Source organism: Thermoplasmata archaeon, assembly GCA_038729465.1.
In the GTDB taxonomy this organism is placed as follows: domain Archaea; phylum Thermoplasmatota; class Thermoplasmata; order Thermoplasmatales; family ARK-15; genus JAVRLB01.
Genome location: JAVYRZ010000029.1, coordinates 1 through 12904, shown reverse-complemented (window position 1 = coordinate 12904; position 12904 = coordinate 1). Strand labels below are relative to the sequence as shown.

At 35.3% G+C, this 12904-nt stretch carries 10 protein-coding genes; 6 read left to right on the top strand and 4 right to left on the bottom strand.

What is annotated here, in order from left to right; translation table 11 throughout:
* The coding region (locus tag QXQ25_06400) for a chromate resistance protein (protein MEM0161332.1) at window positions 1-264 on the bottom strand (264 nt) is incomplete at its 3' end.
* A gap of 111 nt (window positions 265-375) precedes the next feature.
* Between QXQ25_06400 and QXQ25_06395 the strand changes: the two genes are divergently transcribed.
* Window positions 376-3069 carry an ATP-dependent DNA helicase gene (locus QXQ25_06395; protein MEM0161331.1) on the top strand — a complete coding sequence of 898 codons (2694 nt, stop codon included), beginning with the start codon at window positions 376-378 and terminating at the stop codon, window positions 3067-3069.
* A gap of 41 nt (window positions 3070-3110) precedes the next feature.
* Window positions 3111-3905 (top strand): hypothetical protein, encoded by a 795-nt coding sequence (locus QXQ25_06390; GenBank protein ID MEM0161330.1) that lies wholly within the window; start codon window positions 3111-3113, stop codon window positions 3903-3905.
* 122 nt (window positions 3906-4027) lie between these two features.
* On the opposite strand, the gene QXQ25_06385 is transcribed toward QXQ25_06390, so the two are convergent.
* Window positions 4028-4660 carry a DUF6293 family protein gene (locus QXQ25_06385; GenBank protein MEM0161329.1) on the bottom strand — a complete coding sequence of 211 codons (633 nt, stop codon included), beginning with the start codon at window positions 4658-4660 and terminating at the stop codon, window positions 4028-4030.
* A gap of 150 nt (window positions 4661-4810) precedes the next feature.
* Between QXQ25_06385 and QXQ25_06380 the strand changes: the two genes are divergently transcribed.
* The 4 genes from QXQ25_06380 (at window position 4811) to QXQ25_06365 (ending at window position 10286) form a co-directional block, all read left to right on the top strand.
* Window positions 4811-7228 carry a plasma-membrane proton-efflux P-type ATPase gene (locus QXQ25_06380; GenBank protein ID MEM0161328.1) on the top strand — a complete coding sequence of 806 codons (2418 nt, stop codon included), beginning with the start codon at window positions 4811-4813 and terminating at the stop codon, window positions 7226-7228.
* Window positions 7229-7708: 480 nt separating this feature from the next.
* A complete protein-coding gene (locus QXQ25_06375) occupies window positions 7709-9085 on the top strand; it encodes a YeeE/YedE thiosulfate transporter family protein (protein MEM0161327.1) in 1377 nt (458 codons plus the stop codon).
* Between the two features lie 68 nt (window positions 9086-9153).
* Window positions 9154-9501 carry a DsrE family protein gene (locus QXQ25_06370; GenBank protein ID MEM0161326.1) on the top strand — a complete coding sequence of 116 codons (348 nt, stop codon included), beginning with the start codon at window positions 9154-9156 and terminating at the stop codon, window positions 9499-9501.
* Window positions 9502-9506: 5 nt separating this feature from the next.
* Window positions 9507-10286: a sulfite exporter TauE/SafE family protein gene (locus tag QXQ25_06365; protein ID MEM0161325.1), complete on the top strand. Its 780-nt coding sequence runs from the start codon at window positions 9507-9509 to the stop codon at window positions 10284-10286.
* 351 nt (window positions 10287-10637) lie between these two features.
* On the opposite strand, the gene QXQ25_06360 is transcribed toward QXQ25_06365, so the two are convergent.
* Both QXQ25_06360 and QXQ25_06355 read right to left on the bottom strand, forming a co-directional pair.
* Entirely contained in the window at window positions 10638-11960 is a 1323-nt protein-coding gene (locus QXQ25_06360; GenBank protein MEM0161324.1) for a DUF438 domain-containing protein, read from the bottom strand.
* Between the two features lie 332 nt (window positions 11961-12292).
* Window positions 12293-12904 (bottom strand): hypothetical protein (locus QXQ25_06355; GenBank protein ID MEM0161323.1); only part of this gene is annotated, 612 nt, incomplete at its 5' end.

Sequence of the window (12904 nt, the reverse complement as noted above, 5' to 3'; positions counted from 1 at the left end):
CGCAAGCTCTAGCAATGCAGGATCTGTAATTTTGTATTTTCTAATTATTGCATCAAAGCTTACATACTCATTTCCATTCTCGTAAAAGTGTGTGAGTTCAGCACCAGTTATATCGAACGGTATCGCATTTTCTTTCTTAGCAATATCTAATACTTTATCTTTCGAAACAAACAAAAACTCAGCATTTTTGTCAATAAAGTTCTTGATCAGCCATGGGCAAGCTATGCGGTCTACTTTTGCTTTTTCACGAGTAATCCATTTCATGATTTTAAATAGTTAAAACTATTATTTTAATATTTACTCACAAACCCATAAATATTCTATATTATTCAAAAACAGATAAATTTAAGTATGATTCTACAGATAATTGTAAGTATGGATCAAGAATCTGAGGCTAACACAATTATCATTGCAAATCCTGGAACTGGTAAGACAACGCAGCTCGCAAAAAAAGTTGTAGAACTCTTAAAAATGGGTGTGAAAGAAGAGGATTTGCTTTGTATCACTTTTACAAATAAAGCGGAACTAGAGATGAAAATACGGATCAGTGATCAGATCCGTAACAACAATGTTCATGCAAATGCCAGCAAAATAGCAGTGCATACTTTCCACAGTTATGCACTTGATTATCTTACGCGCCTGGGGTTCAATTACGAGCTTGTGAGCGGCAATGTGCTCAGATACTCTATCTACAAATACTTTCAAGAAAATAAAGTATTCAACTATTCTGGCGAGTACATAAAAAGTGATCTGATGCCAAAGACTGAAAATGCGATAAGATATCTAAAGAGCTTTGGCATAATGGCAGATTGCATCGATATTCAGAGCGTGGAAAAATTGCTCAGGACCAATTATGCGTCCAGCAACTTAAAAAGTCATACAGAAGACGAGCTAGTAAGCTTTTTAAGATACTTTATAGAAGCTTTTAAAAAATATGAATCTGAAAAGTCAGCATTGAAAAACAGAATTGATTATGCAGACATGCTGATCCGATTTTTGGAAAAATACAATAAAAATGATAGATACAGATTTGTACTGGTAGACGAGTTGCAAGATCTGAACGAACTGGAAGCAGAGATTGCAAAGTTATCTGGCACTTCACTATTTCTCGTGGGAGATCCGAAACAGGCTATTTTTGGATTTCAGGGTGGCAGTCTTGGCAATTTCAAGAGCTTTGAGTCTTTGAAAAACATGAACAAAAAGGTGCTTGATTTAAATTACAGAAGCTTGCAGCCTGTGCTTGACTATGCAAAACAGCATTTTATCAAAAACGCGAAAGATCGAACCTATGAAAAAGAGCTGGCAGGGCTCACAGCCAATCGCAAAGAAGGGTCTGCAGATGTAAAAGTGTACCTAGCTGATGACCAGATCAGCAGTGCGATAAAGCTGTTTTTAACACAGAATTTTGACCGTGCTGAAAAGACTGCGATCATTACCAGAACCAATGCGCAGCTGTTAAAATTATCAAAGGCACTTGATGCCAAAGGAATAGCGTATAACATTACTGCAAGCTCTTCCACGAGCGAAGAGGCAAAAACGCAAATTATCAATTATCTCAGAGGGCTACTTTATGATGATCGAGAAAGCATAATAAATGCTTTGTTTACACCCTATTCTGGCCTTACATTGAAAGAGGCGTTTCAAGTCTCAGAAAACAGTGCCACCCCTGCCAGTTTTAATGCCACAGCTAACTTTTTCAGTATCAAAAATGGCTTAACGTTCGATAATTTAAAAGAGCTGTTTGACCAGATCATATTTCCAGTTTCTGCACAGCTTGGCAAAGATCATTTTTTGAGTGCCAGATCGATTTTCAACGGCATTCAAGAATACTTAAACATGATAAAAGAGAAGAGTAGAGAGGGATTGTTCGATTATATCTCTTTGCTACAAGAAGATTATGAACCAATTGAGAAAAATGTGAATCTCGTGCTAACTACAGTGCATAAAGCAAAGGGAATGGAGTTTGACAACGTGATTTATATTCCTTCAAAAATCAATAATAGTGACAGCTTTATAGATCTGGTAGTGTACTCAATCATAGAAGCCACAAAGAAAGTGGATGTGAAAGAAGAACTGGAGGAAGAGCCGTTGAGAGTGGATTTTGTAGCATTTACAAGAGCTAAAAACAGGCTTTATGTAGTTGCCAGCTCTAAAAAAGATGGTGAAAATTACAGGATAGATGGCTTTGAAAACAGTGTTATTAGCAGTGAAGAAGTGATTGAACCAGATCGTACAGTTTTTGATGAAGCATATTCACTGTTTTTGAACAGGCGATATGGAGACGCAATAAATATACAAAATGATACAGAACCATGGCTTTTAGAACTGATCAAAGATTATTTTTCCAATATTGAGAGTTTATCATATTCTATGATCGAAAGCCTGAGAGAGCATATGAATTTTTTAAAATCAAGAATTTTGAAGGTTCCTGAACCTTTTAACGCGGCAATGAGTGCTGGATCTAGAGCGCACGAGCTTGCATTTAAGCTTTTTAAAAACACCATTGAACCCGGGCTGAACGAGGAAGATATCTTGTACTTAAACAATATTAAAACTATAAATAGGCAACTGAGTGATAAGTATAAGGCTAGACAGGTTGCTGCAGAACTTGAAGTGAACGCAAATCTTAAAGATTTTTGCGAGAATTGTGAAGATTTAAGATTCAAAGCAAAGCTTGATGCAGTGTATGAGACAGAGGATAAAAAGTATCTGATACTGGATTACAAAACTGATAAAACAATAGACCATGCGTCAGATCATAGAAGACAGCTTGCTGTGTATAAACGTATTTATTCTGTTTACAATCATGTTCCAGAACCTGACATTTATATAGCGTTAGGATTTATTGCGTTAAAAGGAAAGATCAATACAGGAACAGTAACATGCTTTCTGGATGATTCACAGGATAAAAAAAACCAGTTAGAAACTTTCAAAAAGCATCTTGACAGCTTTTTGAAATATAAAAAAGAGCCTATATCATTTGTCAGAGATTTATTGAATAAAGATTATGCAGATACACTAGATCTGAGAATTGTGCAAGAGCTGAAAAAAGAGCTTGAGTATGCTTAGATTTTAAAAACATTTATTTCTGTATAGGTCATATTCGCACTATGATGATCAAAATAGCAGGATACTCCAATATCGATATTTTTGCAGATGAGTCAGGGTTTGTCACATTCTTAAACTCACCGTTCATAGCGCACAGAGAGTTCAAGGCTCTGGACATATTTAGCGGATCTAGAACTTACACTGATATTTATTCACCAGTATCGGGCAGGATCATCGAGCACAAAGTGCACACAATGCGTAAAAACGGAATGAAAGAACATGTGCTTATAATAGACAGTGGCAGTGCTTTTGTAAAGATTCTGCATGCGGCTCCAGCATTGAACATTAATGACCATGTCGATGCTGGCGAGCTTCTTGGAACGCTGTACCAGTCTCCTTACTTCAGACCCTGGACCGATCCGCACATTCATGTGGAAATTCGTCCTAAAACCGATTATTTGAGAGCTCGTGGAGGGTTTAAGCTGAATTTGGAGGATTATGAGATAAATGGCAAATTTGAGATTTATAATGAGTATCTAGTGAGAGATTCTTATATTTTGAGAAAGATCAAACCTGCCAGCTATGGTCCTTTTTACGGTGCGGGAGATGCAGGATTGATAGATGGCGGATATCCATACTATGGATATGGCACGGTGATTGGTGGGTTTGAGCCTGTTTTTTCGGGCAAGAAGATAGGTGAATTCATTAGCCCAAATTGCAGAATTTTCAGGTTTTATGAAGATAATATTACATGGAACAATATTGAATTTAGAGGCATAGGTTTTTACCTGTACCTGAATCAAGACGCATATTTAAAATATGTATTTAGATATCCGGAAGACAAAGCAATATTTTAATGATCTTTGAAAACTGCGTTTTTAGAGCTATCTGAGTACATAGTATGAGTTTTCAGCACTGTTTATTTTTTTGATTTATTCTACATGATCAGATTTCACATTTGTATAAATATTAATTCAGCTTAAAATTTTGGTAACAGTGTTTTTCCAAATTCTGTTAAACAAAATATGTATGGTTTATTTTTGTTATCTTCATTGAGCTTTTTAACTATTTCCATGGATATCAGATTTTTGATATACCTGGAAACTGAAGATTTATCGATATTGTTTGCATAAGCCAGTTTAGAGATTGTGTTTTTTCCGTTTGCAATGTTCTTCATTATATTTAAATATCGATGATCTAATATATTGATTTTCTGTAATTTTTTCACATCTACCACTGCTGTTCGATCTTCATCTTTTTCGAATACCACCATTTTTACGTTATGTTTGATTGCATGTATTGCCAGAGCAGCCATTCCAATTCCCGAGCCGCAGGAAGCGTTAACCCATACTGGTGGCCCTTCTTGCATACATAAAGCTCTAACTGTAAAAAAAGTCTGAAAAAAATTAGTGATGTCGTTCACATATACGAATTTAAAGGCAATATTAATCTCATCTAAAAAATTAATCAATCTTCTTTTTGATTCTTCATGTTCTGAGTTTTTATTGGCAATTATAATCAGTTTATCTATCTTGGGAACATTTGAAAGAAAAGGTTTTATTATATAATCTTCCTCTCTGTTAAACAATGCTATCGCATATCCTTTTTCCATAATTGATAATATTTAAAAACATTATTAAATTTTCCTTTTAATCTTATATATTTATAAAAGACAACAAATTTTTATATTAGTAAAATATATTATTAAATATGTCATCAACTTAGAAAAAAATTTAAATAATATTATAAATTATATTATTTTATGAGTAAACTTGATGATAATATTTCTGATAACAATAATTTAAAAACTGATCTCGAAAATGGATTGACTGGTGATGAAGTAAAAAAAAGGCAGCTCAAGTTTGGGTATAATGAAATAGAAGAAGAAAAAAGAAATACAATAAAAAATATTTTAAAGAAATTTTGGGGTGTTACTCCCTGGATGCTTGAAATCACAATGGTCTTTTCTTTTATAATCAACAAAGATTTGGATGGTTATATTATCGGTGCATTGCTTATATTAAATGCTATAATAGGGTTTACTCAAGAAGAGCGTGCTTCAAAAGCTGTTGATATATTAAAACAGAAGTTACAGATAAATGCCAAGGTTCTTAGAGACAGTAAATGGGAAATGGTACCGGCCAAAGAGCTTGTGCCTGGGGATATAGTACGTGTTAGAGCTGGAGATTTTGTTCCGGCAGATTTAAGAATTTTGAGTGGCGAAGAGCTTGAAGTAGATCAATCTGCCCTTACAGGAGAGTCTATGCCTGTTACCAGAAAGGCAGGAGAGTTGTTATATTCCGGATCCATCATAAGAAGAAATGAAGCTACTACAATTGTAGATAAAACAGGCAAAAATACATATTTTGGTAAGACTACAGAGCTGGTACAATTTGCCAGGCCAAAACTGCATATTGAATCTATCATTACCAGAATTGTAGAATATCTGCTATTAACTGTTGTAGTCCTAATAGGTATAATGTTTGTGGTTACCTATTTACGCGGTTTAAGTTTGATTTCTATTATTCCTCTAGCATTGATATTGATTGTATTTGCGGTTCCTGTTGCGTTACCGGCTATGTTCACTGTAACTATGTCATTTGGTTCTCTTGAAATCTCAAAAAAAGGCGGACTTCTTACTAGATTGAGTGCCATAGAAGATGCAGCTTCTATGGATATTCTCTGCGCAGACAAGACCGGAACCTTGACTGAAAATCGGTTGCACTTAACGGACATTATTCCTTCTGGTAAATATTCTGAAGAAGATGTCTCAAAATTTGGATATCTTGCATCTCAGGAAGCAAATCAGGATCCTATTGACATGGCGTTTATAAATTATGTAAAAAACAAGAATATAGACATTAAAGATAATAAAATAAGCAAATTTTATCCTTTTGACCCTTCTACGCGAAGAACTGAGGCAATAGTAGAAAAAGATGGCAAAAGATTCAAGGTAACAAAAGGCGCAGTAAACACGATCTGTCAATTATGCAATGTTTCTCTGGATGAAAACATTTCTGAAAATATGAAAAAATTTGCAGAAAAAGGATACCGTACTCTTGCAGTGGCGGTCTCTAATGATGTTGATGAAAAAGCACCCTATGAATTTTGTGGTTTGACATTTTTGTATGATGCTCCAAGAAGTGATACTCCGGCTTTAATTGAAAAATTAAAAGAAAAAGGAATATCTGTAAAAATGTTGACTGGAGATGCAGAACCTATTGCACGAGAAATAGCCAGGAAAGTTGGATTGAGCGATAATATTGTACCGGTTTCAGAGCTAAAAAAGCTGAGAGAAAGCTCGCCACAGGAAGCCACAGAGATCGCTGAAAAAAGTAGCGGTTTTGCAGAGATATACCCGGAAGATAAATATGTGATTGTTAAAAGTCTTCAGGCTAATAAGCACATAATAGGAATGACAGGAGATGGTATTAACGATGCACCATCTTTAAAGCAGGCTGAAGTGGGCATTGCTGTTAATAGCGCTACAGATGTTGCTAAAGCTGCTGCTAGTGTGGTTTTAACAAATGAGGGATTATCCAATATTGTAGATGTTGTTACTACGGGCAGAAGTGTGTACCAGCGAATAGTTACTTGGGTTCTGAATAAGATTGTTAAAACTTTTGAAATTGCGGTGTTTGTCAGCCTTGCATTTATTATATTTAACATTTATGCCTTATCTGCACTGGATGTGGTCTTATTTTTGTTTTTGATAGACTTTGTAACTATATCTATTTCAACAGACTATGAAAGAGGCTCGGAGAATCCAGAAAAATGGAATATATCCAGTTTAGTAAAGCTAAGCATAGGCCTAGGTGTATGCACAGTATCAGAGCTGTTTTTGTTACTATTCATTGGAAAAATATACTTTAACATTTTTTCAGATATTAGGGTCTTACATACGTTCTACTTTACAGAAATATTGTTTTTTGGACTGCTTACTCCGCTCATTCTCAGAGAAAGGAATCGATTCTGGAAGAGCAAACCCAGTAAAACGTTACTTATCGCAATAATTGCAGATATCATCATAGTGTTCATTCTTGCTGCTTTTGGATTTGGTATAATTCATGCAATCTCTCCTGTTGAGATATTATTCCTTCTGATATATGGAATTATCTGTGTTTTCCTGGTCAATGACAGTATTAAAATTTTGCTTGGCAAGCTTGGTTTATCTAGATGAAAACGTTTGACAATACACTCAAAATATACATTAAATCAATTAAAATTCGTATCTTTAGCTGTAAAAAGAGTAGCTTCATTTTTACTGAAACAGAACGGAGGAATTATTCATATAGACTACCTATGGTGAGAATACTTCCATTTGAATAAATCAAAAACATGCGGTGATAATTAAGCCGGCATATTGTTAGATAAACTGACTGAATATTGAGAGATTTCGGTGCGCAATAAACACAATAAGAGATTTAAAGAAAGATTCTCACTGAATACTCATTAAATGCTGTAACACTATATTTGTTTTAACATATAAATCTAGACAAGACGATCAAAAGACTTAACATACATACTTTAATGAATACGTTAATGTTGCAAAAAATTGGCCTATTATTTGCAACATTGCAAAAATTTGATATATTTTTGCAACATAAAATAATAATATTTAAATATAAGTATTATAATTTATATATTAAGGGATGATATTATGCCTTCTGAAAGTGAAAAAAAAGATATAAAGATACTTTTAGTGGCTACAGCGATACTATTCATAGTATCTCTGTTTATGGTTTTTGGCGGTGTATATATGCAGGATATCTTGCATGTGAACAAAGCTCCGTTATTGCTCGGTATTGTGGCAGGTATTTTATTAGCAATACCGCTGGAGCTATGGAACTTTTCAGATCCGGATACACTGTATAGAATAATGGCATTTCAGGACCGTTTCATGTTTGTCTGTTTCGGTTTTGCAATAGGTTTAGGTGCAATACTGCTTTATGCACTGAATCTGATCGTGCCAAGCCCAAACTTTGGAATTAAAGATTTTTTTATTCCAGGCATAATCATAGGAGGAATAATTTTCGGCGCAGGTGTTGGTGTAGCAGGTTATTTTCCAGGAACAGTATGGATTGGACTTGGACAGGGGCGCAGAGATGCAATATGGGCATTATTAGGAGGGCTGTTAGGAGCATTTACATGGTCTGTTATATTTGGTCCTGCTAAAGCGTTTTTCTGGAACACTCTGAACTATGGTCCTATCACATGGGCTAGTATATTCGGGATTACATCTAAAATAGGAATATTTGGAGTGGCACTGATCTTTGGAATAATATTACTGCTAATATTTTTGATATTGCCACGGTATCCAGGAGAGAAGGTAAAAGATTCTTGTGGATCTCATATACTGGGATTGAGCAAAAACGTAGTTAGATTTGATGACTTAATAAAAGAAGAAAAAGAAAAATATCCAAATGCAAGATCTTTTGTAACAAGAATTACTAATGAAAGCAGTATATGGAACGCCAGATACGTAATATGGTTAGGTGCAGAATTTACGATTGCGGCAGTGGCTGTAATAATACTGCACCAGATATTTGGAGAGTCAACAACCTATTCCTGGATCGGTGCACAGTTATCTTATCTGGCCAATCCAACATGGGCAGCTTCAAATCCTTATTTTGAACTGTTTGGCGGCTTGCACATAATAAATGGAGTGGCAGTAAACAATCCGTTCAGCGAAATTGGTTGGGAACCGTTCTCAGATCTAGGCACCTTTTTAGGGGGTCTTATATCTGCAACTATAATATCGAAAAGATTTATGAAATACAAGTCTCAGATTCCAAAAGTATGGGAGCATAGATTTGGAACAAGCAAAAGCAAGAGGGCTATAGGTGCATTTATAGGTACTTATATGGTGCTGTTTGGCGCAAGAATGGCAAATGGCTGTGCTTCAGGGCATATACTTAGCGGAAACATACAGATGGCCATATCCAGCTTTGTGTTCATGGTTGTTGTATTGTTGAGCTCATGGGTTGTGTTGTATGGAATGCTGAGATTGAAAATTAACAAGAGAGGGTACAGATAAATAAATTTTCTTTTAATTTTTTATAAAAATTTAAATTCAAAGATGCGTATAAGATAATGGTGATAAAAATGGCAAAAATACTGGTAATGGTTCTATCTGGAAAAAGCAACATTCAAGCAGAAATGGTAGCTTTTAATTTTTCTGTAAATGCTGTAAAAAATGCACATGCTGAAATCGAGATACTGTTTTTAGGGCAGGGAGTGCAGGCTGCAAATAAAAAACAGGCGAATTCACAGCAATTCAAAGATCAGATTGAAAATGCGATAAAGACTGGCATTCCCGTAAAAGCATGTTCTGTGAGTTTAAAAAATGAGGGTTTGTCAGAGTCTGACATATTTTCAGATGTGAGTCTTGTGCTGGGTGGAGTTGAAACAAACCAGAAAATAGAAGAAGGGTATACCGTAATAACATTCTGATAAATATGTTTGATATAACCAGTCTCCAGATAATTCTCTCTGTGATCTCGGGCTTGATTGTGGGGTTCTCTCTGGGGTTGATAGGTGGTGGAGGTTCGATACTTGCAATACCTTTGCTCATATACTTTGTAGGATTTGACCATCCTCACATAGTTATAGGCACAACTGCTCTGGCAGTGAGCATTAACGCGTTTTTGAATCTTGTGCCACATGCACGAAAAAAGCATGTGAACTTCAAAAAAGGTGTTTTATTCAGCATACCTGGCATCATAGGTGTTCTTATAGGCGCAGAATTAGGGCTTTTAACGCCTGGCAGTAAGCTATTGTTTATCTTTGCAATTTTGATGATAGCAATTGCAGTATACATGCTAAAAAGAAAATGTGTTGATGTGGCAGTAGAACCAACACATAAAGAATCATATGGAAAGTTGTTAGCTATAGGATTACTTGTTGGATTTGCTTCTGGATTTTTCGGTATTGGCGGCGGATTCTTGATTGTGCCCGGGCTCATATATGCTGGTGCATTAAATATAATACAAGCAGTCGGCACTTCATTGGTATCTGTAGGCGTATTTGGGCTTGTTACGGCTGTAAGATATTCGCTGAACGGAGATGTGAATCTTATCATTTCTGCACTTTACATTGTTGGTGGTATATTTGGAGGCTGGGTCGGCACATACTATGCATCTAAAGTGTCCAAGAGATTGCTCACAAAAATATTTGCAGTAATAATCATCCTGGTTGCAATCTATATGATATATATGAACCTCACTGCGTTCTTATAAACTTTTTATTGTTAAGCTGTTCACGGAAATCACGATGTTTAAATGATTTATAAAATTGTAAATTACTGATATATAGCTATTTTTCAGGACCTTAATGTTTGTATCTTAGAGCTCTAGAAATATCGATAATAGCAGATTTAGCAGGCTCACAACCATGCCAATCTATGTATTTTTATAAAGATTCTATGCGCTTTTATGAAGCTATCTCTTTAGTCCAAAAAATATTTAAAAATAGTTTCATGTAAATTTTTAATGACCTCGTACAATTGTTCTCAAAGATTGCTGTTTTATGATCCTTATTTCTAAAAAGAGAACCTTGAATTTCACAGTTTATGAAGTTTGGCAACCCTGCTATTTCAGGTCTATCAGTCTCCTTTCTCCTTCTAATTTCTGTATCTCTGAAATATCCTGCACTACTTCTAGAGTTCCAAGATACTCTCCGTCCTTGTTTCTTACTGGAAAATATCGAATATGTACCATTTTCCCACCCATATTAATCCAGAACTCTGCTATATTTCTAGTTCCTGCTCTGAAATCTTCAATTATTTTTTTTACCATATGCACACTCATTGGCGGATGGCAAAGCTCTACTTTCCTCCCGATCGTAGTTCTGGTTCTGAGAAATAGCATGTTTTCAGTAGCTGTAAAATATCTAAGTCTGTCTTCCCGGTCTATGAATGTAAGCTCAAAAGGCAGAGTCTTTAATATAGATTCAATCTCTTCAAGATAAAGATATCCTTCATCTAACTTTAAAGTTCCTTCTTTTGCAGGCGTAAAAGTGTCAGTTTCAGCCGGCATCATCGTCAATATGTTCTTCATCTCTTCTGGCAATTTTAAAATTTGTTCATCTTTTAGAGATCCGTCTACTTCATATGGATAAACAGGCTTTGCATTTGATTTCCAGCTCCCTGCAGGAGCATTTACTTTGTAGTTCCCTATCAGCTCTGCTTGATTGTGAATCATGGCCCATTCTCCTTCAGTGAATAATGCCCAGCAAGTAGGATACAGTATGTTATTCTCTCTGAAAATCTGGTCACTGATCGCGCTTGCAAGCTCTGTTAGTTTATTTTTTAAAGATGCATTTTCGATATTTTCAGTGTTTTTGTTGAACAATGCCAAAGAATTTTTTAAAGTTTCTAAAATCTCATCTTCTTTGGTCCAGAGCACTCTAGGCACTGCTGAAAGTCCTCTTCTTTCAAGATATGGAAATAGCAACATCTGTTGTTTAAAATAATGTTTTTTCAGGTTGAATAACGAGACCAGATGTGCTTTCAGTTCTCTGATCTTTTCTTCTTGCTCTTTGCCTTTTGCTTCTTCTAGGTATTTTAAATATAGTGTAATCTTTTCACTGTCTTTGAGCAACTCATCATTTTCTTTTAATAGTATGTCAAGAGGATGCCATATCGGCAACCCTTTTAAACCGAGGCTCGATACCAGTTCTTCTCTAAAAAGCTCTACGTGAAGATTGCACATATGTGCTATCTGTGTAATAGTAACACCCTCTTTTATCAGAGACTGTTCTATGATTGGAATTTCCCATGGTTTCACAGACATCAAGATGTTCTTCAGTTCGTCTTTTGCACGGTCTACATTCTTGTTGCCATGCAACTCTTTGAGCTTCTCTTTTATCAGACTTACTTCTTCTTCCAATCTTTTATTTTTTTCCTCGCTCATCAAGATCACTATCTATAACTGAATCTGATATCATTAATAAATTTAATGTTCTATATTCTGGATTTCCAGCAATCTGTTTTCATATCTGATAGTATACAGCTACTATACTGTTTTATGCAAACTTACTATTAAGCAATGACCTCTCTTGAACTAGCTGAATCATAGCATTCTCTAATATCCCCAATTTTTTATTATTATGTTAGTTTAAACTGTTTCAAAACCTTGTGCTCACGTGATAATACATACTCTTTAAATTGCTCAAATTAAATTTTCAAGATCATCGCCTCACTAAAAAGGAAGTAGTCTGTGGCTGCTACATAATTGAACAAAATTTAACTTTTTAGGTTTCTGGATTCATCATGGTAATGCTTGTACAGAGCCAGTGAAACTAAGAGTTGTGTGTTAATAAATTTGTAATTTTTATTATAGAACGCTCTCCACTTTCCTGACATGGCTGCGATCTCTTCAGGATCAAAACCTCTTATGCTCTCGTTTTCCCAGTGCTCAGGCGAACCTTTATTTTTCCTATTTTTTTTCAAATCTTCCAAACTCAAGGAAGTCTTACATACCAAAAAAAAGTCGATGATATTATTTTCTACACGGTTCGCAATTCCTAGAATTTTAATAAACTCAACGTCTTCTTTTTCGATTCTCATTTCATTGAACATTTCCCGAAATGCACCATTATACACTGCCTCACCAGTTTCAAAATCTGAAAAATCAAAAGCTCCACTTACTCCCTGCTGCCACATAAATCTCATAACTGCTTCCTTTCCAGAACGCCGGGTAATCACAAATTTGTTGTCTGACGTTATGATTGAGATATTAACACCGGTATTTGCTGGAATTAAATTGAGATATTTCAGCTCTAATTTATTAGGCTCTGAAGATTTAGATAACTCTTCTAATGCAGCAGTTACAATTTTTAGTGGAAAATCTGGCTC